Below are 26,421 nucleotides of genomic sequence, written 5' to 3' on the forward strand. Positions count from 1 at the left end.
TCCACAACACGGGGGAGATTTTCGATGATCCGCTGCCGCATGCAGGTCACGCTTCAACGTACAGTTATATAAATACCGGCGTTCTCAAGAATATTCTAGTCGAGAAAGACTAAGTACGTGGTGGGCTAGTATTCGAGTGAGGAAGTTCCAGATGTCCGAAACCGATCGTCAGTCGACTGGGGACGTTCGCCGGCCCGAGCCACCGCTGCCGAAAGACAGCGGGCTGACGCTCGAAGAATACCTCGCGATGCAGCAGGCTATCGGTCATTCGACGCGGTTTCGGATCCTGCGCACGCTCGTCGCCAACGACGAACTGAGTGCAGCTGATCTCAAAGCTGCGGTTGACGTCGAATCCCACAATTTCCATTACCATCTGGACGAACTCGTTGACGTCGGCCTCGTCGACAAGCGTCAGCGACGGACTGCTGACAGCCAGGGATTCTACACGTACTATCGGCCGACAGCGATGGGCCGCGGCATCCTCGAGCACGGCGTCGAAGAACTCATGCGCCGTGAACGTGAGTTCAACGACGTGTATGCATAAGATGATCACCATGTGACCGAGCCAGACTCTGTTACACATCGAACACGGGGAGAAGTTCTATCTCATCTGGCCGTGGGTGGCTTCGAGGGAGTGAATGCGATCAGCGAGTGAGGCCGATACCGGCAGACTCGTTCTCGTGAACGTGGTGGGATTGCGGTGGGAAAACTGGGTGTAGAACCACCGACTACGCGGACCCGTCTCGGAACCGCTCTACTGGGACATCGGAGACTTCGTCGTAGTCGTCGTCCCCGCCGACCAACAGTGTCCCCCCGACGTGCTCGGCCGTCGCCAGAGCGAACGAATCCCCAAGCGCAGGGTTGTACTGCAGGACGTACTCGGACGCCGCCACCCACGCATCGCTGACGGTCACGGTCTCGATACCGAGATCCGTGAGCCAGTCGAGATATTCGTCGGCCGTGTCCCGGTCGTACTTCCGGGCGATCGTATACCGGAACTCGGAGAGGTTCACGTAGCTCGCGTAGCCGATAGTCTCTCCGAGGGCGACCGCATCGAGATACTCTTCGACCACATCGCTCCCGGGTTCCGCATCAGCATGTGCGATGAGCGGCTCGGCGTCGAAGACAACACGGTCAGGGATCACCGACATTACTACTCCCCGGTCGCGAACTCCGACTCACGGTCGTCACGGTCCTGCTCGCGTTTATCGCGAAGGATCGCAGTGGCGGGCTCGTCGGTCGTAGCCTCACTGTGGGCGGCGAAACCTCGCATCTCGCTCGGTGAGCGGACCTGTTCGACGATCACTGCTCCCTCGTCGGTCTCGCGGAAGAGGACTTTCCCCGGTGCCTCGATCCCGAGTTTCTCACGAAACCGCTTGGGAATCGTCGCCTGGCCGTGCTTCGTCACCGCGACCACCTCCTTCTCAGATTCGTTCGACTGTTCTGATGTACTCATTGTTCATAGTTTCTCTATATTCATGGATAAGCGTTTCCCCGTGACTGTAGACGGCAACACTACTCCGATTTCGGCCGTCAAGCAGAGTCACAGGTAGCGAAACGACGGACGGAACGACGACAACGGTCGTCGATCCTCCAGGATCACGGCGATCCAGTAGCTGTATCGCCAGCCGCTGGACCGAACGAGAGATTGATGACGAGTTCGTTGAACCAGACGATTGGTTGTTTACTCTGGCCGTCCTCCTCGAAGAAGATGATGCCCAGCTGGGCGAGCCGACTGAGTTCCTCGTGGACGTTCTTCACGTCCCGATCGACAATGCGTGCAGTCTCGTTGATGCTGGTTGGCCCTTCCTGGCGGATGGCCTCGATGAGATCAAGAACGCGGGGGGTCAGCGTTGCCATCAGCTCGTCGTAGCTCGTAAACGAGAGCGTCGGCGTGGACTCCACCGCGTCATCTTCTTCGAGTCCCTCGATCCCATCGGTGACGTCGTCGTGGAACTCGTCGGTCGACTTCACAGTCACGGCGAGGGTCGATTCGGCTCGAAGCTGTTCGCGCTCCAGTGGATGCAGCGGCGGCGTGGATTCGGTCATGGGGATCACCGTGGTGTACTGGCCTCACTCGACGTCGAACTCGGTCTTCGGGATCTCGCTCCAGAACCGTTCCCAGAGTTCGACCATCCCGGGGAACGTGATGATTTCCGGGTCGGAATCCGGTGCGACGTGCAGTTCGTGTCCTGTCGTGTCTTCGTGGGAGTTGTCGTCTCGAAACGGCAGCGCCGTTTCGACGAGTCGTCGAAAATCTTCGATTTTCGAGATACCGACGAATCGTCCCATCGGCGAGCGTGCGGGGTGGATCCGGCTCGGTCGCGCCGTAGTGGAGCTTGTAGGCCCACCCAGATGAGTACGCGTCACGATCTGTCCGCGTGCAGAACACGCGGATGACGGTCCCATCGGGGTACTTCCTCGCGTCGCTTACGCCATCCAGGTCGTCGTCGGTCGGTACGGCCATCCTCAACCATTGGTACGCAGACCAACGGCATGAGAGTGTTGGTCAACAGACCACTTCCAAGGCACGTTGGCGAGGCCTGCAGCAGCTCACGCGCGATGGTGATTGGCGGATCACTCGCAGGTACAGTGGCCCCCGCATGCGGTATGGCGCAAGAGCCGGTCGGACACAGCACCGTGCATGGTAAGCGCAGACACTTTATAGGAATTCGAAACTTCTAAACTGGGTTTCGCCGAGTACCACACTATGGCGGGTTTCCTCGGATTTATCCTGGTACTTTGGGTGGTGTTGGGGATCGCGGTGGGGATCGACGCGAGTATCAACAGCTCTCAGAGTGGGTTTCTCTGGGGACTGGCCGTCTTCATCGGCGGCATCTTCGGCGTGTTGATCTACGTCCTGGTCGGGCGGGACAAGCCGGGTCGTGAGACATCGACCCGGCGGACGAACCAGCCCAGAAGTGCCGGCACAGCTGGACAGGGAGACGTCAGCCACGTGTGCAAGTCCTGTGGAGAGACGTATCGGACGACCCCGTCGACGGAGATCGATACGTGCCGGAGTTGTGGCGGGATCCACGTCGAGCGCGTCTGACCAGTGGCGGTATAACTCGTGTTTCTGTTGGGCGGGTCCGCAACTGCCGACGAGTGTCTCATACCGCTAGTCGTAATGAAAGCCGGACCGGGAATGGTGGACCGCGAACGGAGTATACTCAAACAACGTCCGGTCCACTCAGAACCCTCAGGGGAGAGGGTGGGGGATGGAAGTCTTCCGGTCCATTTTCATGTCCCAGTAACAGCGGCAAGAATCTTGTGGCCGAATCGCATGGCTGGACGGTGTCGACAAAGTACCTGCAGGCGGGTATCTCACAATGCGGAAACGGATCCGGAAGCCTATCGAACCGCCAGGCGTGACGGTGATCGACTTGACATCCGGAAACCCGGAAACGACACACCGAGCCCTAAGGGACGCCCAGACGCCCACCAACGTATGGGTCCCTACCCCGCTACGACCTTCGAGTTTCCGACCGTAGAGTGCCCCGGCTGTGGCGGCCGGCAGTACAATCCCGACCGGGATTTCTGCCTGTGGTGTCTCCACGAGGAGGGCGAACGCATCCGACAGCACGTCGACGAGCACCTGTCCCGGTCCGCGATCTACGGGCTTCAGACGCCATCGAAACCACCGACGCCCGGCCAGAGGAGTGGTCGGCGATGAGTAACGACACACTTGAAGAGGCCTACGACGGCGTCGACGAAGCCTACGTCCTGCTCGCCGAAGGTGATACTGGAGGAGTGGAATGACGGAGTTGACGACGATTGCCTTCGATATCGAAACAACAGGGTTTCAGGCCGGTGATGAACTCACAGTAGTTGGGTTCGATTCGGCGGTATCGTCGCGAGTATTTCTCCATACCGAAACAACGCCAGAAGCAGGCCTCGCAGATCGGCTCAACGACACCCTCCAGACACCGGTACAGCTCTCACTCCACGACAGTGAACAAGAACTCCTGAACGAACTAGCGACGTTCGTCACGTCGACACTCACCCAACGAGATGCAAAGCTCGTCGCATACAACGGTGAGCGGTGGAACGGAGGATTCGACCTCCCGTTCCTTCGCACACGGCTCTGTACGCACGGGCTCGAGTGGCCGTTTGGCACGTTGCCATACGTCGACGTGATGGATGTCTTCGAGACACGCTTCAATACGAGTGAAGACACACTGAGTGGCGTCTACGAGGAACTGATCGGCGCCGGATTGAACGACCTGGATCCATTCACCGACAGTAGCGAGGCAGTCACCGCATGGGAGGAGGGAGCCTACGAGCCACTCATCATCCACAATGTCGCGGATATTCGACGGACTCGAGCGTTGATGGAGCTTGCAGAACGGTATTGTTCAAAGTCGGATTTCTCTATGAAGTCGCTAGAGCCTATCGCCTGAAGAACTCGCTTCTCAGTGAGGGTTCGTAAAGGAAAACACTCGGATTGGTTCCTAAGGTGGGCTACGACCTGCGTTGTGTGGTATATACGAGTCCGTGTGATGACATCCTCCCCGCCGTGAACAGTACTTCAGAACGTCATTCTCTACAGCGTCTTCAGAGACATAGTTCCTCGCTAGCCGGACTGATCGCAGATTCACTCATTTTCGCGTATTTCTACTCAAGAACTTGTACGCTAACGTCGTTCACCTCAAACAGTACCGATTCTTCTTTGTTTCCGCGATCGTATCGCCATTTCACCTCAACTGTCCAGCCTTTCGGAGTTCGTTTCGCTTTAACACTACCTGGGGTCTCGACATGGTCGGGCGGTGCGATAGAATGCTCTTCGGTGAGTATCTTGATGAGACACCCCTCCTCAATATCAGTGGTGAACCCCTCGGCCCAGTCCTCACCGAATTCAACGCGTACTCTCTGTACTCCAGTAATTCCCCACTCGTCTCCTTGGCCACGGTCAACGCTCATAACGGATTTACGAAAGTGCCGGATTTGATTCTTACCCGTCAAGAGATACCATAGCAGAATAGGTTACTGGCATGGAATTTCCAGCAGTGCCATCAAACGCGTTTGTTGAAAACTCGAGAAAGTGCGGGTGTATAGTGGATTGCATCCGCCAACACCAAGCAATGTTAACCAACAAATAGTCTCGATGTAGATTCTGTTGGTTAATCGTAATTCCGACAAAGGTGACCTACCACGTCCGTAGACGATGTGAAAGCTTCGGAACCGCTGGTTGTAAATCACTGTATCTTCTTATTACAGCACAGAGAGCCTATTTCAGGCATATTTTTGATTTGTATCCCACTCCACCGTTTCCGAAGCTTTTGAGGAGTGGAGGAACTCGAATAAGCACAAGACGAGGGCAGATGAATAGAGATCCCTCCAACCCACACACACCACCATTTCCTAAGCTTCATTGGAAAGAATAAGTCCAACCAAGACTACGGAAGGTGTATGAGTGGTGTATGATGTCTTGATCTCTTTTCTAGTCCCAATGCGGTTATAGTTAACATATCTAGTACTTAGTTTTTTCCAGATAGATCTTATTTAAAGAAATACCGGGTGCACCCCTCTCCACCGTTTCCGCTGCTCACCCACCCCTGTTTCCTAAGCTACCGAAGCCACACCACTACTTCCTAAGCTTCCCACAGTCCAACTAATCGAAAATTTACAGGCGGAGCAAGCTGAGTGATTCGGTGCTTAGCCCGGGGCGATTCACGATCTCCATCGAGAATTCCACCTGTGGCGTCGGTGGCTCATAGGCCATCCACGATCGGCTCTTATTAACCAACAAAACAAGTGTCAGTTTAGGCTTGTTGGTTAACTGGATATTCACCCGCTATCTTCTAAAAAGTACGAATCATAAACAACGATCAGCAACACACCCCCCGATAGAGTGAAGAGAGTGACACGGGGGGAACTAGAGTGTAACCAGCTTACGACCGGACAATGTCCACGATATCACCGACACGGCTGTCGTCTTCGAGGGTGTCAAGAATGGATTGTGGGTCAACATCACCAGCGAGTGAGTAGGTATTTGACATTCCCTGTCCCCGGCCGCGGCCATGACGATCTTTCGCCAAGATGTTCGAGTGAGCGAGGTCGTTGAGCTTCTCACGGAACGTATGCTGCTTCAATGTGTTTGTATCAATGTATCCACAGAGGTCAAGATACAACCGGTGAAGGTTGGTTGTCTCCCCGATTGAATCATTTAACTCAGCCGAAACGACAGTCAGTAGCGCGATTTTGCGTTGTGTCGTTTCAGCACCGATTGTGTCGATCAGGGCTTCTTTCTCGATTTCTTCTTTCGCAGCGCGAACGTGACGCTCGGCAACAGTGCCGATACCTTCATCATCAGCAAGGTCGCAGGCGTAGGACAGTAACTCAATGGCTTGTCGAGCGTCGCCGGTTTCTTGAGCTGCCATCGATGCAGCAAGTGGAATCGTCCCACCGTTGAGGACATCACTTTGGAGATGGGTGAAATCTTCGTGGCCATCTTCGAAGTAAGTATCACGAAGTGCCTGGACCGCACGGCGCGCAAGGATATTCTTGAGATGGTTAGAATTGTATGGGTTAAACGTAATCTCTCGCTGTCCGAGTGACGAGCGAACGTCAGCGTCGAGATTGTTCCGGAACTGCAAGTCGTTGGTAATACCGATGAGTCCGATTTTCACGGGATCTGGGTTCGCTCGCGAAAGTTCATACAGGACGTAATCGTCTTCGCCGATAGCGTCGATCTCGTCGAGAATGATGATGACGGTCCCGCCAATAGTTTCGAGCTCGTCAAGCACCATCTCGAAAAGCTGTTTTCGCTGGTAGCCACTCGGTTCATCGACGCCCTGTCCCTTCCGGATCTCGCGAAGTTCCTTGACGAGTCGTGTGAGAACGTGATATGATTTGTCTGCTCCCTTGCACGGAATATGAACGACTTCGAGTTGGTGATCGTTTTCGTCTGCCCACTCCTGGAGTTGATCAGCTTTCAACTGGACTCCTGCAGTCTTGCCTTGACCAGTCGGTCCATACACCAAGACGTCACGAGGCGAACCATCCATCGTCACAGGCCGCAGTGCCATATGTAATTTGTCGAGTTCGTCTTCCCGTTCGGGAAGTTCCGATGGCTTGTACTTCCCGACATCGGCCTCCAGAACGTCGACATCTTGGTAGATAGTATCCTCGTTCCCGAACCCTTGTGACATCTTGGCTGGTGTAATGGTGTCATCACTAATAAAACCCCCTAGTAGAGTGATGAGAGTGATACAGGGGGCGGAAGAGTGTAAGAGAGCACCGGGGGGACGGGGGGTATGAGAGTGTAAAATCTAACAATGGAAATGGGGAATAGTTCGAAGTCAGCAGACCCCCACGGGGGGTATGAGAGTGTAAATAGCCCACGAATACGCCAAACAAGTCTTGATAGTTCAGATCTACGGTTCAAGTGGATTTTCCGTAGCCCTTTACGTATTTTATATATCTTTCGGTTGGTTCTAGTTAACTAGTACATAGTATGAAGGAAGAAACGGATTATAGAGCCCGTTATAGTTGAAGATCTACTAGAAGTAGATTTTGTTCTAATCTCACTATAGGATCTCGTAATCGTACCTTTATATGTAATTAACTCTTATTGTTTGGGTTGGATTAAACTTGGTTGGAGTTTACACTCTTCCGACCCCCGGCCCCCCGTCCGGGTCGGAGAACCGACTATCATCGCCGTCTATCACTCCGGGGATCTACAGTAACCCAGATGGAACACCTCCCAGAGTGTGAATAGTGGGAATTAGTCCGCCCATGCCAAACAACGATTCCACACAACAACCGTCAACGAGATATTAATACGTTCCCTGTTCACTATTGTGTTATGAGGAGAATTGGGCTCCGACAATTGTCAATCACACTCCTTGGGATTGCCATGATCACCATCGGGATGCTAGGAATCGGCGGCCATCTCTCGGCAGGACCACTCCTCATTGGAGCGATTTTGATCGGCACATCCCTCATTTCGTTTCATCTCGGACAGCGATTTTCTCACGGCCGCCAAGCGTGAAGCTTGGCGGCGTAGCGAGCGACATGTTGGTGTTAATTTGGAACACTCGTTGAGAGTGTTGACTTATCTGAAAGAACTCCCCTCTGGCAGCGTCGATAACTCGTTGGACATCAGTGGTTATCTTATATTAACCAACATAATGAGTGAATCCGGACTAGAGTTGGTTAAGATGGTTAGACAATTCGGCGTTCCACTCACTTTCACTATTTGTGCCTTCTTCAGGGGAACTGCGTCGCGCACGGTAGCACAGGGGATTTTTGAGTGACCTCGGCCTCTGGTGACCGGAGCTGGTGTGCTGAAACGATCGGGCGAAGTTTCGTCTTGAACCCGCTAAGACCCGAATTCAGGAGTTACCTCCATTTGCGGCCACTGACGATTATTAACCAACACAAAGCGTTTATCACGGGCAAATGTTGGTTAAACTCGAAACCGTAAAACACGAGGACGGCACAGTACAGCGGTTCCAGGGCAAAATATGGGTACACCTCTCTATCGAAGTGTTCCAACAGAGAGTGCGGGACGATAAATTGGCAAGCCATATCCAAAATCAAGGAGAGATCAAGCAAAACTACCCCGAAAAAACAGACACACCTCTATCGATGTGTTCAGACCAGGCTAATACAATGGCACAAGAAATGTTGAACAGACTGAAGCAGAGTGATCAAACGAGAATACGAGAGATATCAAGCAATAGAAGAGCTGTAGATACAAGATAGCAAGATTATGAAGGGATATTCCGATTGGATACAAAGAATTGGAAATAGAAGACAAACAAACATATCGAACACATCGATAGAGGTGTGTGTGAGTGTCTCTTCTAGTAAGCTAGAAGAAGAATGAAGAGAAGAATCCAACCTAGTCACATTCATACCTCACAGAAATCAGGTGCAGACTCTCTAACTAATTGATTCAACTAATAGAAGTCTCGCTATTACCTCTTTAGCTTTCGTTTCCTTGTTTTGAAGCACCCCACACCGGTAGCCACGAACACTTCGATAGAGGGGTGTGTGTCTCACCCCCTTCTTTCTGAATCTCTTCCCGAAACATCTCGTTGTCCCCCTTCGGAAATCTACCGTAAAACTATCTTAGACTGCTCTAATCCTAAGTATCATCAACTGAATCGCTAAATCACACATCGATACAGGTGGGAAGATTTTTAGTCCCTGCTTGTGTTGGCGCCCACATGGATACTTACGAATCCGACGGTTCCAGCACTGATCAGGAATCATCGGAGACGGAGACCTCAACGCATGCGGACCTTTCAACGGAACCTCCTGACACGGACCCGAACGCGGCATCTACCGATAGTTCGCCGTTTGGAGAGTCACTCAATACAAAACAAGTGTCGGGTTCGCAGTCGATCGAGGACATGCTTCTAGAGTTCGACGTACAAGACGCGCTCATCCGTGATCGGTCACTCCTTGATCCGAACTATGTCGTTGATGAGGACCGCATCGTCGGTCGCGATGAACAACTCCAAAAAGTCACAAAGATGCTTCGCGTCGCGCTTGGGGACAATCGGCCCCCGAATCTCTTCCTCTACGGCCCTTCCGGGACTGGAAAGTCGCTCATCACGAAGGCTGTCTGCAAGAACATCAGTCGGCTCTGTAGTTCCCGGGATATCGAGTTCGGCACGATCGAAGTCAACTGCCAGGACCTCGATACGCTCGGCGTCGCAGTCTACGAACTCGCTCAACAAGCCGCGACTGAGGCCGGTGTTGACGTCGAAGTCCCAAAACACGGTGTGGCGACCAAGGAGAAATGGGACGAACTCTACCGCATCGTCAACGAAAACTTCGATTCCGTCGTCTTCGTCCTCGACGAACTGGACATGCTCGTCGGTCGCCGTGATAAGCAGGACCCTGCGTTTTCCCGACTGCTCTACCAACTGTCGCGGGCTGGAGCCGACGACGATATCACTGCGCACATCTCCGTGGTTGCCATCTCGAACGACACGAAGATGATGGAATCTGTTGGCAGTCGTGCGCTGAGCTCATTCACGCCCGAGGACGTTCACTTCGACGATTACGACGCGAACCAACTCCAAGCGATCCTTCGCCGCCGCCAAGACGCCTTCCACGACGGCGTCGTCGGGGAGGAAGTCATTCCACTGGCAGCGGCGTTCGCCGCCCAGACGCACGGTGACGCACGGAAAGGGATCGACTTGATGCGCGTCGCTGGTGAACTTGCCGAACGTGAAGGCGACGAGCGCGTTCGCGAACAACACGTTCGGGAAGCCCAGGACAAAGTCGAGAAGAACCGCGTCCTTGAGGTCGTTCGCGGCATCACCACACAGAAGAAACTCTGCCTGTACGCGACGGCGGCTGTCGCTGTCGAGACGAATGACGGGACGGCCCGAAGTACGACTGGCTATCGGGTGTATCAGTACCTGACTGACTCGATCGAGGCGGACCAATATCAACAGGAGTCGTACGTGAACAAGATGAAGGAGTTGACGACGTATTCTCTCGTGGACTTCGAGCGACGGAGTCATGGCCCCAGCTCCGGGATGTTCCTTGAGTTCAAGTTCGGCGAACGGCCGGAAACCATCTTGGAGACTCTACGTGAGGACTCCCGTCTTGAGAGGGTCTCGGAGAGTGAGGTCACCTCGGTGGTACGAGCCCAGACGCGAAACGAAACTTGACTAGGCCTCAATTGCTTTCGATCGAGAACGCTGGGGACACCCCTCTATCGATGTGTATCTGAGAGGTGTTTGCATGGATTGCCGTCGTAGTCGGTTTCACCTCTAGTAATGTTCTGCCACCGTTCACTATCAGTTTGCTTGTTATAGACTGAACAGGCGCAATACCACGGCCTTCAGGCCGTGGATACGCGCCGTCACGCAGTGATACATTCCACCACCCCCGACAAGGCCGGATATTCCACCGTTTTCAACCCAAACGTTTACAATTGAATCGAGGTATGTGTTTAGCCCGAACTGATTTCGATGCTGTCTCATAGGAGGCGCATAAGTTGGGCTGTATGAACTGGCAGCAGAGGTTCGTGATGATCCTCAGGGATGGGCTCCGTCGTGGAGCCCATCCCGTTGCCTCTGCTGTCTGTACTGGAAGGTGGGATCTTTGAACAGAGATAATCTCACCAAAGAGGAGTTGTTCTCCCGGTTTTTACAACTTGAACAACGAGTCGAAGAGGTTGAACAAGAGAACGCACAGCTTCGAGAGAAGTTACAAGAGAAAGACGAGCGGATCGAAGAACTCGAAACACGTCTTCGCAAATACGAGAATCCGCACACTCCACCCAGCAAGCGACGGTCGGGGACCGACGAGTCCCCGACCTCGCAAGATGACGAAGACGACGATCTCCGAACTGACGGTGGCACTCCCGGTCGGAAAGACGGTCACGATCCGGAGTGGCGTTCTACAGCTGATCCCGACGAAGAAATCGAAGTCACCTGTGACCGTTGTCCCGAGTGTGGCGACCACTTCGACGAGTCGGTGGGCGTCAGCCCCCGACTCGTCGAGGAGATCCCTGATCCGCAGCCCCCAGAGATCACCCGGTACAACCGCCACTACTACCAGTGCGATTCCTGTGGAACAGAGACAGTTGCGGCTCACCCCGACTGCCCCGATGAGGGGCAGTTCGGGGTGAACGTCATCGCTCAATCAGCTCTGTCACGGTACGATCACCGCCTTCCTTACCGGAAGATCGCTGATCGCTTCGAGCAACTACACGGACTCGAACTCTCGGGTGCATCCGCGTGGCACGCGACCGAGCGCGCTGCACGCGCCGGTCGCTGTGAGTACGAGCAGATCCGTCAAGAGATTCTGGATGCTGACGTGGTTCACATCGACGAGACAGGCATCAAACGCGACGGTGAACAGGCATGGATTTGGACGTTTCAGACCGTCCAACATACGTTGTACGCGGTCAGGGAGAGTCGTGGAAGTGATGTTCCCGCGGAAGTCCTCGGCGAGGACTTCGCGGGAACGGTGGTCTGTGACGGGTGGACGGCGTACCCAGCTTTCAGCAGCAACCTCCAGCGGTGCTGGGCGCACATTCTTCGAGAGGCTGAAGACGCCGCGGAAAAGCAGGCGGAAGGTGAACCGATCTACCAGGCTCTCAGACAGGTATACGTCGCTCTCCAGGCCCGGCTGGAGAGCGACCCAAGTCCTCGTGAGAGAGCAAACCTCCAGCGTGTGGCGCGAAGAGAGCTTGAATCGCTGATTGACCGGTCAGTACCCGACGGACCAGTGGCAACACTGCTCGGGAAGATCGAAGGAGGTCTCGACCACTGGCTCACCTTCGTCGGTGAGCCAGCGGTCTCTCCGACAAACAATGCCGCAGAGAACGCGCTTCGGGAGCCAGTAGTTCTCCGGAAAATCATCGGAACGCTCCGTAATGAACGAGGAATGTTCGTTCACGAGACGGTCTTGTCCCTGCTGGCGACGTGGCGCCAGCAGGGACGCAATCCATACGAAGAGCTTCGTCGAGTCGTCAGCAACAATGAAATGATCTCACGGGCTCACGCTGTGCCGGCTGTCGAGACCTCGGGGTAAACACGTACGATTCGGCGACCACGTCGCTTCTGGGAGCGTCGATTAGCACAGTCATCGCGACCCTGTTCGGCTTGCCGCTGGCGTACTGGCTCGCACGCACCGACGGGGCTGTAACGAAGATAGTTCTCGCAGTCGTGATCCTCCCGTTGGTGCTCCCCCCGACGGTCGGCGGAATCGTCTTGCTCACTGTCTTCGGCCCCAGCTCGCCGCTCGGTGAAGCCGCGATTGCTGCCGGGTTTCCACTCACACGGTCGCTCGCCGGGGTGGTACTGGCCCAGACATTCGTCGCGTCGCCGTTCGTGGTCGTCACCGCGAAAGCGGCATTCGAGAGCGTCGACCAGACGCTCGAATACGCCTCTCGCTCGCTCGGAAAGAGTCGATGGACGACCGCTCGCCATGTGACACTGCCCCTTGCTGGCCCGGGGATTCTCGCCGGCGTGACACTTGCCTTCGCACGAGCGATCGGTGAATTCGGTGCGACGATGATGCTGGCGTACTATCCCCGGACGATGCCGGTCCAGATCTGGGTCGCCTTTATCGAACTCGGCCTGGACAACGCCTACCCAGTAGCGATATTACTGGTACTGATCGCCGCCACGGCACTGGTAGTTCTCAACACCGTCGCCTCGAACCCATGGGAATGACACTCGAACTCTCTCGACTGCGCAAAGCCTACGGCCAGTTCGACTTCGGCCCGGTAGACCTGACAGTTGAGAACGAAGTGCTTACTGTCTTGGGACCGTCCGGCAGCGGAAAGACGACGTTACTCTCGCTGATTGCCGGTATCATCAGCCCCGATTCGGGATCGATTCAGGTCGATGGCCGAGAACTGGTCGGCCGACCGCTCGAAGATCGACGTGTGGGGATGGTTTTCCAAGAAGGAGCGCTCTTCCCACACATGACCACTCGTGAAAACATCACGTACGCGGCCACAGCTAGCCATCGCGTCGACGAACTCGCGACGCTTCTCGAATTAGAGGACGTACTCGATAGAACCCCTCCGACCCTCTCCGGTGGAGAACGACAACGGGTGGCCCTCGCGCGAACGCTGGCGACCGATCCGGACATGCTCCTCCTCGATGAGCCGTTGTCGAGTCTCGACGCACCGATCCGGAAACGGCTTCGAGACGAACTGCACAGCCTGTTCGAATCGCTTGACATCCCGATTCTGTACGTCACGCATGACCAGCGGGAGGCGACGGCACTAGGTGATCGAATCGCCATCGTTCGAGACGGTGCCCTCGAACAAGTGGGCACGCCGTCGGCGGTGCTTACCCGACCGACGAGTCGATTCGTCGCCCGCTTTACCGGAAACGAGAACCTCTTTGAAGGGATAGTGACTGACCGGACGGCAGACGGCGCAACGGTCCAACTTGGTGATCTCCAGTACCAAACGACGGTGTCGGATATTCAGACGTCGACAGTAACCGTCTGTATTCATCCATCGCGGATGGAGATCGAATCGCCCTCCACTGCCAACGGTGACCGAACGGCAAATACGGTCACGGGAACGGTTACCCGTTGGTTGAATGAGGGGAGCAAGTACCGGATCGATATTGAGATTGAAGCGGAACCGATCACTCTCACGGCGAACGTTCGCCCACCGACCTTCGAGCGACTATCGCTTGAGAATGGCTCCGAAGTCCACGTACTGATCCCCCAAGAGTCGATACATCTGATCCCGGACCGTGAATAGTTCCGAGCCGAATACTCACTGATTGTCGTCTGTTCGAGCATCGATACGATCAGACCATGTGCATTGAGAAAACCGGTCTCAACTACTGTACTGGAGACGTTCGAACGACTCTCTCCGGGCGAGAGAGAGTCGTCCTAGTCAACGATCACGATCCGAGACCGTTCTATCACCAGTTCGATGCTGAAGAGGGCAAGGAGTTCTCCTGGGAATACCAGCATCAAGTGGAAGAGGAGTTCAGAGTACGCATTGGGAATCCGCAGTCGAGGAGTCGGAGTGCTCGGCGTCGACAGATTTCGACGCCGCGTTCTGAGTCGCGTCAGTCCTCCGCTCCCGAATACGAATCTATTCGCCCGAACTCGGATACAGGGCGCCCGACACCGCACTTGTATGCAGCTATTCGCGACGGTCCTTTCCTGGCTAGCCGTGATTTCCACGGTGATCGCCGGGACTGTCGGTCTCGTCATCGCCGCGCCCGAGGTCGCGATTCTCTGGGCGATAGTGGGGTTCTTCGTGGGGAAGATCGTCCAGAGTACGATCTGGACAGTCGCTGGGGACACCCGGCAGTGAACCTGTCATTTCCTTCAGGACTCTTCTGACGGGGTGTCTCCCGTCGCTGTGAGTTGTCGCGGACTGAACGATCCAAAGAGAACCTGGTCAAACGTGTACGGGCTGTGCCGATGGATGACAAGGAACATATTAGATCCGAAGACAAGGATACCCAGTCCGATCAACGTACCGCCGAGTATGTCGCCGTACGGTACGACCCCACTGAGATCGGAGCCGACCAGTACCGCCGTCCCACTGACAAGCAGGACGCCGTCGGCTGTCGCAAGACGATCGTCGTAAAGGTCGTCGATCATCGGCACGTCTTCGATCCCCAGGAGGTCGCTGTACCGGTGGACCCAGATGATGAACGGGATGATGTGATAGAGCGTCCCGAGGACGACGAACCCGATGGCACCGACGGTCAGGAGGTGAGCGGTACCACTCGCACCGAGCAGTGTCGCGTAATCGGTTGGATCGGCCAGCCACGCAGGGAGGGTCAGGACGGCCCAGGCCGACAGCATCGGGACGACGACCGTGTACCGGGTGTGCATCGGCGTCCAGTCGATCTGCATCTCGTAGAGTCGCCGGATCAGAATGACACTGAACGACAGCGCTGCGAGGACGACCAGTCCGCCGCCGATCCGGGCGACGCTCGCGACATCGAAGAGCCGTCCGCCGGCGAGGAAGGCGACGCCGATCGGGTGGCCCCACTCCTCGAGGGGCTTGAGGGTGTGATCGACGCCGTGGAGGTCGGTCTGGGTGAACATCGTCCCCAGCTGGTAGAGCGCCCCATAGACGGTCGTCAGAACGGCCCCGAAGACGGCGATGGTCGCGTGGGCTCCCAGGACGCCCTGGTGGGTGATCGCCACGTCAGCGAACAGCGGATGAGTGAGATCAGTCGCTAGCAGGACACCCAGCGTCGTCAGGACGAGGAAGAAGCCAAGAGCCAGCAGGAAGTGGCGTTCGGTGACGTCGTAGCTTTCGATCGTGGCCATCGTCCGCGCGATGTTGTAGACGAACGCCCAGAAGCCGGCGAACATGAGTCCGCCGAACAGCGGGAGCAGAGCCAGCGCGGAGAACAGCAGCGATCCCACGAAGCCGACCAGCCCCACGACGACGAGAACGAGTTGGAGGCTGGCCAGTCGCCGGGAATGGAGCACGACGCCGGACCAGACGGGGACAAACTGCGTCATGGCGCCCATGATCGTCACGCAGATCCAGCCCGCCAGCAGCAAGTGGACGTGTGCGAGGTTCGCCAACCCAGGGACAGTTCCCTCAATCGCACCGAGGCCGACGAGCGCACCTGCGAGCAGAAGGGCGAGCGCGATCACGAAGTGACGAAGCGGCACAGTCATCGGTGGTTGCTGGTCCGTCTCGATCGATCCCGGAATCGCGGCCATGGTTTCGGTACGGGAAGAACCCTTTTCGGCATGCGTACGAATACATTCGGAGTGGGGGGAGTGATACCGCTTACAAGCTGGATTCCGGCAAAAGATGGGTTGATGCGAATATATCCGGGAACACGCGTAACCGACTATCAGACCTAGAGCGGCACATGGCAGGCTTTCCGTCCCCGTTCGGCAACGACGACAGCGATCTCTTCGACGACTACGACGCGTTTGAACCCGACACCATTCCACAGCCAGGCCATTTTCTGGAGGATCAGAACGTCCTCACGGGCGAGGAGCACGTCGCATTCCACCAGGTAACCAAGGAAATTTTCGAGGAACGGAAGGTCTACGACATGACCTTCAACTACAACCTTGCGCGGCTCAATCTTGACACCCGCCACACGAACGCCGGCTACCGGTACGCTGAGGAAGTCGAGAATCTCTCGGTCCTGCGCGCGGAGTTCACGCCGACCACGCCGTTCTGCCCCCAGACTCACACGCTGACGATCGGATCCTTCCGCGCGTGGAACGGCCTCGCCGACCGCCACGACTACGAACTCGTCCGCGTTCGGGCCGCCGACATGCACCACCAGAGCGAGGCGATCAACGACCAACTCAAAGAGATCGAGGAGAAGTACGTTGAGACCGGCGATCCGACGGTCGAAGCGACGGAGAGCAGGGACGTCGGCTCGAATCCCATGGAACGGTCGATGCGTGAGGAAGGCGTCAGCCGAGGCTCACCGAAATCACCGTTCTAACGTACCGCGCCGTCCATCGCCATAGCCGAAGGACTCCGGAATTTACGCAAAACGCTGGAACATGTTCGACACGCTGTTTTGAGCGTACAGGGATGGCAAATGAGACAGCATTGGACAAGTTGAGCAACCATCGTATTAGGAATCCTCAGTAATGGGCGTATTCGCATAACACACCGGAGAGCACGACTCTGTGATGACGGCTATCGAAAGCACACTCTAGGAGGCGTTTATTAGAACGCAGGAACCAAACTCAATAATCTGCGAGACTGTGAATCATGATCGATCGAACAAGAGGTTTCCGCTAGTGTCGATATTTTTAGGCGTCGCTACTTTTTGGGGAGCGTCGCGAGGAACTCGCCGTCGCCACGGCGTTCAACTTCATATCTGTCGGCGTCGAACGACTCGACTTCCGCCTGGAACTCGTAGAATAGTGGCTTGGGTTCGTGGTCGTTGACGATCTGTAGGGCCTCGCCGCTCTCTAGGTTCTCGAAGGCGTCGTGAATCTTCGGATGCCGTTCCGGCGGCGGGACATCCCTGAGGTCCAGTGTTGTGGTTGGCATACACTCCGACTCGGATATGCGTCCGTGAAGAACTTCTCCCGAATATGTTTCTCCGGATCCTGACGAGAAGTTACTCGACGAGGTCGACAGAATTGCCCACCGCGATTTCGGTACCCCGGTCCGATTCGGGGATAGACGCGATGAGCATCAGGGTGTAATAGTGCTCGAAGGCGTCCTCCGTGGCCCACTTCGGGAACGTCTCCTTGCGCATCTCGATGAAACGCTCGCGGAACTCCGGCGTCGGTTCACCCGTGTCCGGATCGCGTTCGGGGACGACACAGCGTCCGCAGGGCGTCTCCCCTTCGAAGCGGACGCCGTCTACCTCGAACGCCGGGGCACCCTCACCCACGAACCGATCCTCCCAGAACGCGGGTACGCCCGAGATCTCGACGTTCGCTCGCAAACGACGACGCGCGCTCTCGACAGACATCCCCTCGAACCACGACGCAACCCCCTCTAAAGTCGCCGTACTGACGATTGATGGACCCATATCCCGGCGATCGACGAAGCCCAGCGAGTCGTCGCGTCGCAACTGCACGTCTTCTCCGAAGAACTCGCTGAACCACGTCTCTGCCCGTCGACGGTCCGCATTCTTGTCGAGGGCGAACGCTGAGCCGTCGCCGTCCGGTCGCTCGACTGTCAACGTGCTGTCTTCCGGATCGAAGTCAGTCGAGAGTCCGTGGACGCGAGCGGTCCGCTTGCCGTTGAGGACGTCGCCGTCGACGTCGAAGAGGGCGAACTGCCGATCGTGTTCGAGCGTGCCGCCGTCGAGAACGCGTGCGCTCGTGACGTCAATCCCGTCGAGACCTTTCAGCGGGTACACCCGAATCCGGTCGATCGTAGCCATGGATATAGTCGGTCCTATGCATTCAGAAACCCTTCGACAGTGCCCTCAAAGCGACTGGACCTCGACAGAGCGGACTCCTCGGGACCAGACTGTTCAGTCCCGCGAGTGAACCCGTACGTCGAATGCTGAATCGCCGCACCAGCCAGGAAACGTGCACCTCGGGAGCGGAGTTGTTTGCCACCGTCTGGTGCGGTGTTTCAACGTTTCACTCTGCCAGGTCGTCGATCCAGGTTAGCGCGGCCATCCCCTTCGGAAAGCCGACCGTCGGGATCGCGAGCAGTGCCACGTGCCGGAGCGTCTCGGGGTCGATGTCCTCTTCGAGTCCGCGTCGAACGTGCGAGTGAACAGCGCCCTCGGATTGGGAACCAACCGCAAGGGCGAGTTTGACTAACCGCTTTGTCTCGCCGTCGATCTCGCCCGCCCCTGAACACGCCTTCCCGAGATCGGCATAGGCGTCCCAGATTTCGGGATAGTTTTCGGCCAGTCCGCCGGCCGCTGCCGGAAGGTCGTTTGGAGAGTCGATTTCGTCCGCCATGGCGATCCTTCAGACGGAGGGAGGTTAACTGTTGGGAGCACCTATAGGGCGGTGCTCAGATACGGATTGAAGAGTGAGGGGAGGGGTTTTCGAAGTGTCTATGGCCGAAAACGCACGCTTCAGCGGTAGTATCGACCAGATCGACTTAGATTTTGTGGAGCGCGAATCGACACCGTGATTTCTGATGAAGCTCAGTATTCAGCTGCATCTTGCTGGACTATCGCTTTCGAATACTGTTTTGATTCTTGAGGTATTTGCTCTGTTGAATAGATTCTGAACCATAGTTAGAGTGGCTCACAAAGCGATTCTATGTTCGTAATGGCGAACATCAGGACGATTTCCCGGAACTGTCGATACCAGCCAAGCGCTCGCACGGCATCGCCGAGCGAGCGCTTTGTTGTCGAGTAGGATGTTTCTGCCATCCAGCGCTGAGAGTAGCCTTTTGACCGGATGAGCGCGTTGTTCGCGGTTGCCATCAGCGACGAACCGCGATAGTGAACGAGATAGTCGAGATCCAGTGCAGTAATCTCGTATTCGGTGTGCCAGTCTTGGAACCCGTTATCGGCGGCGACAGTATGCAGATCGTCCGCGTTCCGGCGGACGATCTGCGGACCAGTCTTCGTATCATGCCTCCATTGGGCGTGACACTGCACATCGAGAACGGCAAGTGACTCCGTATCGGTTAGTGTCGTCACTTTCAGTGTCTGTACGTTACTTCCCGACCGCTGGCGGTAGTACGACGAAGCTGAGCGGCGGTCGAAGAACGTGCTGTCAAGTGCTGCATGTCCAGACTGCGGGTGCTGCTGCGCTGAAACGCGCAGCAGCGCCCGCCACACCCACATTTTCAGCCGATCGAACGACTTGTAAATCGTGCTGTAGTCTGGGAGGTCGTCTCGATCTAAGTCGAGTACGTCACGAATCTCAGCCATGTATTCCAGCCGATTCGGCGTTTCGCGGTAGCTATGGTCTTCTTCGAGCCGAAAACAGTGCAGAACAACGTGCTTCCAGCGGGCGAACCCGCCGCTGGCGGGCTCGCCCGCGTGCTTCCCCAACGCTTGTTTGACTAGGTGCCGACACTGTTCAACGAAGTCGAGGATATCGACTTCCATGGACAGAATCGATTTCCTCGGCTTCGCCCTTTTACTCCGTGATATAAGCCGATTAGGTCGCTATTCAACACGGCAACATTTTGTACACTGGTAGGTCCCAGTCTGTTGGATTGCCTCTTCGTCCTCGCCCATCGTCTCCACTCGTTGGTGTCACACTCGAAATTCATTTCGGTAAATATTGCGAGGTCTGCTGTAGGGGGAGTCGAACATCTCGATCAAGGTTCTGGATAGGTCGCCCGGCCCGATCGGCGAGCCATCACATTGATCTCAAAGTCGAATCCCTTTGCCAGCATGCGGTTTTATCACCTATCATGGTAAATTATGCCGATGATGGACTCACGCCGATTAGCTTCCCTCCTCGCGATCGGTGGTACTGGACTTGTCGCACTCGCAGTGAGTCAGTTTCTGATCGGTGATCTATCCTCGGTCCCGCAGCTTCACATTTTAAGCAATCTTACCCTTACAGGGGGCGCTGGGATCGGTTTGCTTTACATCAGCTGTACGTGTTTACCCCGAGGTCTCGACAGCCGGCACAGCGTGAGCCCGTGAGATCATTTCATTGTTGCTGACGACTCGACGAAGCTCTTCGTATGGATTGCGTCCCTGCTGGCGCCACGTCGCCAGCAGGGACAAGACCGTCTCGTGAACGAACATTCCTCGTTCATTACGGAGCGTTCCGATGATTTTCCGGAGAACTACTGGCTCCCGAAGCGCGTTCTCTGCGGCATTGTTTGTCGGAGAGACCGCTGGCTCACCGACGAAGGTGAGCCAGTGGTCGAGACCTCCTTCGATCTTCCCGAGCAGTGTTGCCACTGGTCCGTCGGGTACTGACCGGTCAATCAGCGATTCAAGCTCTCTTCGCGCCACACGCTGGAGGTTTGCTCTCTCACGAGGACTTGGGTCGCTCTCCAGCCGGGCCTGGAGAGCGACGTATACCTGTCTGAGAGCCTGGTAGATCGGTTCACCTTCCGCCTGCTTTTCCGCGGCGTCTTCAGCCTCTCGAAGAATGTGCGCCCAGCACCGCTGGAGGTTGCTGCTGAAAGCTGGGTACGCCGTCCACCCGTCACAGACCACCGTTCCCGCGAAGTCCTCGCCGAGGACTTCCGCGGGAACATCACTTCCACGACTCTCCCTGACCGCGTACAACGTATGTTGGACGGTCTGAAACGTCCAAATCCATGCCTGTTCACCGTCGCGTTTGATGCCTGTCTCGTCGATGTGAACCACGTCAGCATCCAGAATCTCTTGACGGATCTGCTCGTACTCACAGCGACCGGCGCGTGCAGCGCGCTCGGTCGCGTGCCACGCGGATGCACCCGAGAGTTCGAGTCCGTGTAGTTGCTCGAAGCGATCAGCGATCTTCCGGTAAGGAAGGCGGTGATCGTACCGTGACAGAGCTGATTGAGCGATGACGTTCACCCCGAACTGCCCCTCATCGGGGCAGTCGGGGTGAGCCGCAACTGTCTCTGTTCCACAGGAATCGCACTGGTAGTAGTGGCGGTTGTACCGGGTGATCTCTGGGGGCTGCGGATCAGGGATCTCCTCGACGAGTCGGGGGCTGACGCCCACCGACTCGTCGAAGTGGTCGCCACACTCGGGACAACGGTCACAGGTGACTTCGATTTCTTCGTCGGGATCAGCTGTAGAACGCCACTCCGGATCGTGACCGTCTTTCCGACCGGGAGTGCCACCGTCAGTTCGGAGATCGTCGTCTTCGTCATCTTGCGAGGTCGGGGACTCGTCGGTCCCCGACCGTCGCTTGCTGGGTGGAGTGTGCGGATTCTCGTATTTGCGAAGACGTGTTTCGAGTTCTTCGATCCGCTCGTCTTTCTCTTGTAACTTCTCTCGAAGCTGTGCGTTCTCTTGTTCAACCTCTTCGACTCGTTGTTCAAGTTGTAAAAACCGGGAGAACAACTCCTCTTTGGTGAGATTATCTCTGTTCAAAGATCCCACCTTCCAGTACAGACAGCAGAGGCAACGGGATGGGCTCCACGACGGAGCCCATCCCTGAGGATCATCACGAACCTCTGCTGCCAGTTCATACAGCCCAACTTATGCGCCTCCTATGAGACAGCATCGAAATCAGTTCGGGCTAAACACATACCATCAGCTATTGGCACTCCGCACGGTCATTTAACCCAAAACGGAACCGCCGAATTCTCGCCTGGACGATCGGGGGTGCCTTCGTCCTCACGACGGAGTCGATCGTGACCCAACCACTCGTCCAAGAGACCCTCACGAGATCGGAACTGAGACACCTCCTCCAAATCAATACCGGGTCCGGATTACTGTTCGGCGCGGTCGTGGGTTCGTTCGAAGCTCGTGCACTTACCAGGGCGGCAGACGCGACTCGTGCCGAGACCAGACTCGAAGATTTTGAAACTGAACGACAGCGCTGGAACGAACTGAATACCGTCTTGCGGCACTACCTTCTTAACTCGGTTACAGTCATCGATACTCGACTCTCTGAACTTCGTCCCGGTGATTCACGAGACAAGCAATCACATCTGGATACGATCCGCGATCGTCTAGAGACGATTACCACGATCGGGACCCACGTTGACCATCTCGGCCCTTCGCTCGACGAAGAGGGGATTACGACCGTCGGCGATCTCCAAACGATGTTCGACCGAGCGACAGCACGCGCAGAGATCGATGTCTCCTGCACAATCGATGCGCCAGAAGAAAGTGAGACCGTCCGGGTCGGAGACCGGGCTGAACAAGAGCTTGCTCTTTTTCTTGAAGCACTGGCAACGATACTGGAGCCCGACGGGACGATCGCATGCTCGTGTACGTCAATATCCGATCAGGTGACGTGCCGGCTCACCGCGTCACCGGCAGCACTCCCTGAGGCGGTCGAAGCAGCGTTGTTCGAGCCCATCGAACGCAAGAGCGGGCTGAAGTTCTATCTGGCAGAAACAGCAATCGACGCGTACGCCAATGTACGGCTGGACCAGAACTGTGATGGGAAGGTTATTTTCGAGATCGACTTCGAAACGGTATCGACTGACGGTTCGTGACATTAATCTTGATCGTCAGCCAACGGGAGCTCAACCGTGACAACGGTACCCCGAGGCTCGTTTGCCTCGATCCAAATCTCGCCGTCGTACATATCGACCAACGTGCCAACTAATGCCAACCCTCCATCGCCAGTGTCTACGTCCGATTCAAACAGCGTCCGCCGACGATCATTCGGAATGCCTGGGCCATTGTCGCGGATGGTCAGCCAGACAGCGTCGTCGGCGACCGTGATCGTGATTTCGACGTAGGGATCGTCGGCGTCGTTGTGCTCGACAGCGTTCTCTAGGAGATTATCAACCACTGACTGGAGTCCAGCGTTCGCGTAGACGAGTGCCGTCTCGGGGAGGTCTGTCCGGACGTCGATCGGGTGGGTTTCGTCTAGTCTGTCAGCCACTTCGGCCGTGATCGACGTGAGATCGATCGGCTCGAAATCAGCCGTACCGACCAGTGTTTTAGTGATGGCCTCGGTCGTCTCGATGCGTTCGATCGCCTCGTCGGCCTTTTCGACGACGAGGTGGGGACTCTCGATATCAGTATCGTCGATATCAAGCTGTGTGCGAAGAAGTTCACTCCGAGAAGCGATGACACTCAAGTCATTGCGGAGATCATGACGAATGAGCTTGTTGACGAACCTCAACGCGTCAGTGACGGCCTCTGCCTGTTGAGCATCGACGCGGGCTTGCGCGTAATAGTAACTGGTAAGAAACCCTGCAAGCGCCCCAACCTCGATGGCCACGAGCAGTGGGAAGACCGGCTCGGTGACGGCTCGTGATTCGTACTGTCGGACAAGCACTGTCGCGAAAAACGCACCGCCAATGACCACAGCGCCGATCAACGTCCGCCACCAGATCGTGTCCAATTCAGCCGATGGAAGGTCACTGTCTGCAAGCCAGTAGCCGGCGAAGATGATACCAAGCGCCGGCACTCCGTCTACAACGAGGGCAGCGACCGGACCAAATGACCCATCGAGTGCCCGTAGTTCGATGGCGTGATAGACGGAAGCGATGAAGAGCAGCACGACACCAAACCCGGCGATCAAGTGAGGGACCGGCAACCAGGCATCTGCTTGTTCCGAATGGACCAATGGGATCGTATGATTATGATATCTGCCCCGTAATAACTGGACTGCCCATTTTCTCAGTCTGTGAACCGTCGATTGTCAATGCAACCGAGCGGACTGTTATCTGATCCAGAAAGTACTCACAGGATTTACGTGCGGGGGACCCACACTCTCAAAACGGGTCGGTTTTTGCCGACCCAGGCGATACGCCTCGCCTCGCGTGTTGGGATTCAGTATCGTGGTTCCCCTGCCACGTTGAATCCCGAGGGGGCGGTCCGACTCATCAATTGCTGACTTCAGGGTGACCCCCACCCTCGGACGCCCCCTCTCCCCCGTCTTCTGACACTAACCATCGTAACATGACGTGACGAATTCCTGAAACCACCCCATAGCACTTACATTCCCCAAGCTTGTATTTGGTATTGGCTGGCTATCAAATGCTGGCCTGAAATATTGGCGAGTCTCTTTACACAGGGAACTGCCCCTTCCCTGTCGAGAGACAAGAGGCACGGGACTGCGCTCCAGCGTGTTGCTCGCTCACTCCCACTGTCTGGATCCGTGTCAACACGCTTTCGACGACAGATCGATATCGGATCGATAATACGTCGTCACACAGCACTCCGGACGCTTTTCGACTCGATGGCCGAGCTGACCCACCGATCGCCTTCCTATCCGCTTCCGGCAACTCAATGCCGATCACGTAGTAACCCACTCGTCAGTCTTGTTCTTCACGCGCTCGCTGGCGATTCGCCACCTTCTCGATCTCTTCGCGAAGAGCATCCAGCTCGTCTTCGAGACGAGCCTGCCGTTCGAGCAACTGTTCGATATCCGGTGTGATCACGTCAGATTGGCCGATCTCGATCGTCGCAAGGTGCTGCCCAGTCTGCACCCGCTCCGCGTCAGTGTTGTCGGCGAGGTGCTCCCGAAGATGAGCCGAAGCGCCTGGTGGCCCATGAACGAGTGAAATCCCCAGTGGATCAGCCTCGCGAGCGAACTCAAGCAAATCGTTCGCGGCGGCGTGGCCAGACATCCCACCAATCTCACGGACCCACGAAGTGGGCACACGAATCTCCTGCTCCTGGAAGCCGAAGTCGTCGGTCTCGGGATCGTAGTCTTCGGCAGCCGGCAGCGCTGTGATCTGGACGTCGGCGTCGTCGCCCGGCGCGTCGAGGATCTCTCGACCAGGCGTCCCTTCGGCCTGGTAGCCGATGAAGAGCACTCGTGCCTCGTCGTAGTGCCGGGCGAGGTCCCGCAGGTAGTACGGCGACCAGCCGCCGGTAAGCATCCCCGACGGCGCGACGATGATCGGCGCGTTGTCGCCGTCAAGAAGGCGCTCTCGTTCGTCCATCGTCTCGGGCGTCCAGGCACAGTCCGGGGTGAATGGCTCGGCGTCGTTGGAGTTGATCCGGTAGTTGATTATGGAATCGCCCATGAACTCGTCCTGGCAGAAGACCTCGTAGACAGGCATCGAGTCCGTGATCATCCCGTCGTAGACGATCGACGGCTTGCCATCGACAGCGCCCCGAAGATCGTCCTCTCGTTCTCGGAAGAGCTGGAGGATCTCCTGGGCCCGACCGACGGCGAACGTCGGGATGAGGACGGGGATTCCCGCCGCTTGGGCTTGCTTGGCCTGCTCGTAGACCTCAGTCCGGGCGTCGCTGAACGAGCGGTGCTGCATCGTATCTCCGTACGTGGACTCAAGGAGGAGTTCGTCGGCCTCCGGCGGGTCGTCGATGTCGTCCAGGTGGGCGCTCCGACCACCGAGGTCGCCGGAGAAAACGATACGCCGCTCGTCGAATTCGAGGGCGAGCCACGCACTCCCCAGCAGGTGCGCGGCGTCGCCGAACTCGTAGGTGACGTTGAGGTGATGGTCGCGATCGTAGCCGACGCTGGTGACGCGATCGAGGACGCGCTCGACGTCGTCGCTGGTGAACTCCTGCGGTCGCCCGAGTTCCTCAGCCTCCTGCTTGTGAATCTGGAGTGAGTCGTGGAGGAGAATCGTCGCGAGGGCGTTCGTCGGCCGCGTCATGATGATCGACGCGTCGTCGGCGAACAGGCCACGCTGCTCGGCGACGGGCAGCCCGCCGATGTGGTCGATATGGGCGTGGGTGATGAACACCGCGTCGATCTGCCCGGGTTCCAGCCCGCGAAACGTGGGGAACTCAGCCGTGTGGGACTGCTTCAGGCCGCAATCGACGAGGTAGTCACGATCGCCAGCCTGGACCTGATAGCACGATCGCCCGACCTCTTCGACCCCACCACGCGGCGTGATCTCGAACTCGCTCACAGGCGGTAGTTCGCCCCCCAGTCATGTATATCGGTCGGGGTGGTGGCGGCTTCGGTAGCCGATACAATGGCTACTCGGGCTGATGCTGACGACCGATACCT

The 26,421-nt window shown here is 56.6% G+C and carries 23 protein-coding genes and 4 pseudogenes; 13 read left to right on the plus strand and 14 right to left on the minus strand.

Annotated features, from left to right (window positions below):
* The first annotated feature begins 151 nt into the window (after positions 1-151).
* Positions 152-544: a winged helix-turn-helix domain-containing protein gene (locus HTIA_RS14030; RefSeq protein WP_008528016.1), complete on the plus strand. Its 393-nt coding sequence runs from the start codon at positions 152-154 to the stop codon at positions 542-544.
* Between the two features lie 184 nt (positions 545-728).
* On the opposite strand, the gene HTIA_RS14035 is transcribed toward HTIA_RS14030, so the two are convergent.
* The 4 genes and pseudogenes from HTIA_RS14035 to HTIA_RS14050 form a co-directional block, all read right to left on the minus strand.
* Positions 729-1,151 carry a PIN domain-containing protein gene (locus HTIA_RS14035; RefSeq protein WP_008528018.1) on the minus strand — a complete coding sequence of 141 codons (423 nt, stop codon included), beginning with the start codon at positions 1,149-1,151 and terminating at the stop codon, positions 729-731.
* A gap of 2 nt (positions 1,152-1,153) precedes the next feature.
* Positions 1,154-1,456: an AbrB/MazE/SpoVT family DNA-binding domain-containing protein gene (locus HTIA_RS14040; protein WP_008528020.1), complete on the minus strand. Its 303-nt coding sequence runs from the start codon at positions 1,454-1,456 to the stop codon at positions 1,154-1,156.
* Between the two features lie 143 nt (positions 1,457-1,599).
* Positions 1,600-2,049 (minus strand): HVO_A0114 family putative DNA-binding protein, encoded by a 450-nt coding sequence (locus HTIA_RS14045; protein ID WP_008528023.1) that lies wholly within the window; start codon positions 2,047-2,049, stop codon positions 1,600-1,602.
* A gap of 24 nt (positions 2,050-2,073) precedes the next feature.
* A pseudogene (locus HTIA_RS14050) lies at positions 2,074-2,467 on the minus strand (toxin-antitoxin system TumE family protein).
* A 243-nt stretch (positions 2,468-2,710) separates the two neighbouring features.
* Here HTIA_RS14050 and HTIA_RS14055 point away from each other — a divergent pair.
* From HTIA_RS14055 to HTIA_RS14065, 3 genes are all read left to right on the plus strand, one after another.
* A complete protein-coding gene (locus HTIA_RS14055; RefSeq protein ID WP_008528026.1) occupies positions 2,711-3,052 on the plus strand; it encodes a hypothetical protein in 342 nt (113 codons plus the stop codon).
* Between the two features lie 396 nt (positions 3,053-3,448).
* Positions 3,449-3,673 carry a hypothetical protein gene (locus HTIA_RS14060; RefSeq protein ID WP_008528027.1) on the plus strand — a complete coding sequence of 75 codons (225 nt, stop codon included), beginning with the start codon at positions 3,449-3,451 and terminating at the stop codon, positions 3,671-3,673.
* Positions 3,674-3,755: 82 nt separating this feature from the next.
* Positions 3,756-4,400: a ribonuclease H-like domain-containing protein gene (locus tag HTIA_RS14065; RefSeq protein ID WP_008528029.1), complete on the plus strand. Its 645-nt coding sequence runs from the start codon at positions 3,756-3,758 to the stop codon at positions 4,398-4,400.
* A 214-nt stretch (positions 4,401-4,614) separates the two neighbouring features.
* Here the strand turns inward: HTIA_RS14065 and HTIA_RS14070 are convergent, their stop codons facing one another.
* Both HTIA_RS14070 and HTIA_RS14075 read right to left on the minus strand, forming a co-directional pair.
* On the minus strand, positions 4,615-4,920 hold the full coding sequence (locus HTIA_RS14070) for a hypothetical protein (protein ID WP_008528031.1): 306 nt from the start codon (positions 4,918-4,920) through the stop codon (positions 4,615-4,617).
* A gap of 971 nt (positions 4,921-5,891) precedes the next feature.
* Complete coding sequence (locus HTIA_RS14075) at positions 5,892-7,151, minus strand: Cdc6/Cdc18 family protein (RefSeq protein WP_008528033.1); 1,260 nt, start codon at positions 7,149-7,151, stop codon at positions 5,892-5,894.
* 2,025 nt (positions 7,152-9,176) lie between these two features.
* On the opposite strand from HTIA_RS14075, the gene HTIA_RS14090 reads away from it, so the two are divergent.
* From HTIA_RS14090 to HTIA_RS16490, 6 genes and pseudogenes are all read left to right on the plus strand, one after another.
* Positions 9,177-10,637 carry an orc1/cdc6 family replication initiation protein gene (locus tag HTIA_RS14090; protein WP_020931448.1) on the plus strand — a complete coding sequence of 487 codons (1,461 nt, stop codon included), beginning with the start codon at positions 9,177-9,179 and terminating at the stop codon, positions 10,635-10,637.
* Between the two features lie 427 nt (positions 10,638-11,064).
* The gene (gene tnpC, locus HTIA_RS14095) at positions 11,065-12,510 is read left to right on the plus strand and encodes an IS66 family transposase (protein WP_008528725.1); all 1,446 of its coding nucleotides are present in this window, start codon (positions 11,065-11,067) and stop codon (positions 12,508-12,510) included.
* A gap of 11 nt (positions 12,511-12,521) precedes the next feature.
* A pseudogene (locus tag HTIA_RS14100) lies at positions 12,522-13,154 on the plus strand (molybdate ABC transporter permease subunit); the annotation flags it as partial.
* Entirely contained in the window at positions 13,151-14,206 is a 1,056-nt protein-coding gene (locus HTIA_RS14105; protein WP_008528592.1) for an ABC transporter ATP-binding protein, read from the plus strand. The pseudogene HTIA_RS14100 and the gene HTIA_RS14105, both read left to right, overlap by 4 nt.
* A 56-nt stretch (positions 14,207-14,262) precedes the next feature.
* Positions 14,263-14,442: pseudogene (locus HTIA_RS17485) on the plus strand (DUF2249 domain-containing protein); the annotation flags it as partial.
* A 151-nt stretch (positions 14,443-14,593) separates the two neighbouring features.
* Positions 14,594-14,773, plus strand: a complete 180-nt coding sequence (locus HTIA_RS16490) for a hypothetical protein (protein ID WP_008528591.1) — start codon at positions 14,594-14,596, stop codon at positions 14,771-14,773.
* Positions 14,774-14,787: 14 nt separating this feature from the next.
* Here HTIA_RS16490 and HTIA_RS14110 read toward each other — a convergent pair whose 3' ends face one another.
* Complete coding sequence (locus HTIA_RS14110; RefSeq protein ID WP_008528590.1) at positions 14,788-16,152, minus strand: hypothetical protein; 1,365 nt, start codon at positions 16,150-16,152, stop codon at positions 14,788-14,790.
* Between the two features lie 155 nt (positions 16,153-16,307).
* Between HTIA_RS14110 and HTIA_RS14115 the strand changes: the two genes are divergently transcribed.
* The gene (locus tag HTIA_RS14115) at positions 16,308-16,901 is read left to right on the plus strand and encodes a hypothetical protein (protein WP_008528589.1); all 594 of its coding nucleotides are present in this window, start codon (positions 16,308-16,310) and stop codon (positions 16,899-16,901) included.
* A gap of 326 nt (positions 16,902-17,227) precedes the next feature.
* On the opposite strand, the gene HTIA_RS14120 is transcribed toward HTIA_RS14115, so the two are convergent.
* From HTIA_RS14120 to HTIA_RS14130, 3 genes are all read right to left on the minus strand, one after another.
* The gene (locus tag HTIA_RS14120; RefSeq protein ID WP_008528588.1) at positions 17,228-17,461 is read right to left on the minus strand and encodes a DUF2249 domain-containing protein; all 234 of its coding nucleotides are present in this window, start codon (positions 17,459-17,461) and stop codon (positions 17,228-17,230) included.
* A gap of 70 nt (positions 17,462-17,531) precedes the next feature.
* Complete coding sequence (locus HTIA_RS14125; protein WP_008528587.1) at positions 17,532-18,308, minus strand: MOSC domain-containing protein; 777 nt, start codon at positions 18,306-18,308, stop codon at positions 17,532-17,534.
* A gap of 205 nt (positions 18,309-18,513) precedes the next feature.
* Positions 18,514-18,843 carry a carboxymuconolactone decarboxylase family protein gene (locus HTIA_RS14130; protein WP_008528586.1) on the minus strand — a complete coding sequence of 110 codons (330 nt, stop codon included), beginning with the start codon at positions 18,841-18,843 and terminating at the stop codon, positions 18,514-18,516.
* A 100-nt stretch (positions 18,844-18,943) separates the two neighbouring features.
* Here HTIA_RS14130 and HTIA_RS17060 point away from each other — a divergent pair.
* A pseudogene (locus HTIA_RS17060) lies at positions 18,944-19,105 on the plus strand (IS6 family transposase); the annotation flags it as partial.
* Positions 19,106-19,127: 22 nt separating this feature from the next.
* Here HTIA_RS17060 and HTIA_RS14135 read toward each other — a convergent pair.
* Both HTIA_RS14135 and tnpC (HTIA_RS14140) read right to left on the minus strand, forming a co-directional pair.
* Positions 19,128-19,952 carry an IS5 family transposase gene (locus HTIA_RS14135; protein ID WP_008528768.1) on the minus strand — a complete coding sequence of 275 codons (825 nt, stop codon included), beginning with the start codon at positions 19,950-19,952 and terminating at the stop codon, positions 19,128-19,130.
* A 507-nt stretch (positions 19,953-20,459) separates the two neighbouring features.
* Positions 20,460-21,905 (minus strand): IS66 family transposase, encoded by a 1,446-nt coding sequence (tnpC, locus tag HTIA_RS14140; protein ID WP_008528725.1) that lies wholly within the window; start codon positions 21,903-21,905, stop codon positions 20,460-20,462.
* A 668-nt stretch (positions 21,906-22,573) separates the two neighbouring features.
* Here tnpC (HTIA_RS14140) and HTIA_RS16500 point away from each other — a divergent pair.
* Positions 22,574-22,972: a hypothetical protein gene (locus tag HTIA_RS16500; protein WP_148290996.1), complete on the plus strand. Its 399-nt coding sequence runs from the start codon at positions 22,574-22,576 to the stop codon at positions 22,970-22,972.
* A gap of 2 nt (positions 22,973-22,974) precedes the next feature.
* Here the strand turns inward: HTIA_RS16500 and HTIA_RS14150 are convergent, their stop codons facing one another.
* A complete protein-coding gene (locus tag HTIA_RS14150) occupies positions 22,975-24,057 on the minus strand; it encodes an ATP-binding protein (RefSeq protein WP_339325558.1) in 1,083 nt (360 codons plus the stop codon).
* Positions 24,058-24,748: 691 nt separating this feature from the next.
* Positions 24,749-26,320, minus strand: coding sequence for an MBL fold metallo-hydrolase (locus HTIA_RS14155; RefSeq protein WP_008524815.1), 1,572 nt, complete (start codon positions 26,318-26,320; stop codon positions 24,749-24,751).
* Positions 26,321-26,421: the final 101 nt, after the last annotated feature.

It is taken from the genome of Halorhabdus tiamatea SARL4B (assembly GCF_000470655.1).
GTDB classification, from domain to species: domain Archaea; phylum Halobacteriota; class Halobacteria; order Halobacteriales; family Haloarculaceae; genus Halorhabdus; species Halorhabdus tiamatea.

Bases quoted from the DNA above. Each gene is read 5' to 3' on its own strand.
- HTIA_RS14030 (WP_008528016.1), top strand. From the start codon at position 152: ATGTCCGAAACCGATCGTCAGTCGACTGGGGACGTTCGCCGGCCCGAG.
- HTIA_RS14035 (WP_008528018.1), bottom strand. From the start codon at position 1,151: ATGTCGGTGATCCCTGACCGTGTTGTCTTCGACGCCGAGCCGCTCATC.
- HTIA_RS14040 (WP_008528020.1), bottom strand. From the start codon at position 1,456: ATGAGTACATCAGAACAGTCGAACGAATCTGAGAAGGAGGTGGTCGCG.
- HTIA_RS14045 (WP_008528023.1), bottom strand. From the start codon at position 2,049: ATGACCGAATCCACGCCGCCGCTGCATCCACTGGAGCGCGAACAGCTT.
- HTIA_RS14055 (WP_008528026.1), top strand. From the start codon at position 2,711: ATGGCGGGTTTCCTCGGATTTATCCTGGTACTTTGGGTGGTGTTGGGG.
- HTIA_RS14060 (WP_008528027.1), top strand. From the start codon at position 3,449: ATGGGTCCCTACCCCGCTACGACCTTCGAGTTTCCGACCGTAGAGTGC.
- HTIA_RS14065 (WP_008528029.1), top strand. From the start codon at position 3,756: ATGACGGAGTTGACGACGATTGCCTTCGATATCGAAACAACAGGGTTT.
- HTIA_RS14070 (WP_008528031.1), bottom strand. From the start codon at position 4,920: ATGAGCGTTGACCGTGGCCAAGGAGACGAGTGGGGAATTACTGGAGTA.
- HTIA_RS14075 (WP_008528033.1), bottom strand. From the start codon at position 7,151: ATGTCACAAGGGTTCGGGAACGAGGATACTATCTACCAAGATGTCGAC.
- HTIA_RS14090 (WP_020931448.1), top strand. From the start codon at position 9,177: ATGGATACTTACGAATCCGACGGTTCCAGCACTGATCAGGAATCATCG.
- HTIA_RS14105 (WP_008528592.1), top strand. From the start codon at position 13,151: ATGACACTCGAACTCTCTCGACTGCGCAAAGCCTACGGCCAGTTCGAC.
- HTIA_RS16490 (WP_008528591.1), top strand. From the start codon at position 14,594: ATGCAGCTATTCGCGACGGTCCTTTCCTGGCTAGCCGTGATTTCCACG.
- HTIA_RS14110 (WP_008528590.1), bottom strand. From the start codon at position 16,152: ATGGCCGCGATTCCGGGATCGATCGAGACGGACCAGCAACCACCGATG.
- HTIA_RS14115 (WP_008528589.1), top strand. From the start codon at position 16,308: ATGGCAGGCTTTCCGTCCCCGTTCGGCAACGACGACAGCGATCTCTTC.
- HTIA_RS14120 (WP_008528588.1), bottom strand. From the start codon at position 17,461: ATGCCAACCACAACACTGGACCTCAGGGATGTCCCGCCGCCGGAACGG.
- HTIA_RS14125 (WP_008528587.1), bottom strand. From the start codon at position 18,308: ATGGCTACGATCGACCGGATTCGGGTGTACCCGCTGAAAGGTCTCGAC.
- HTIA_RS14130 (WP_008528586.1), bottom strand. From the start codon at position 18,843: ATGGCGGACGAAATCGACTCTCCAAACGACCTTCCGGCAGCGGCCGGC.
- HTIA_RS14135 (WP_008528768.1), bottom strand. From the start codon at position 19,952: ATGGAAGTCGATATCCTCGACTTCGTTGAACAGTGTCGGCACCTAGTC.
- HTIA_RS16500 (WP_148290996.1), top strand. From the start codon at position 22,574: ATGTTCGACCGAGCGACAGCACGCGCAGAGATCGATGTCTCCTGCACA.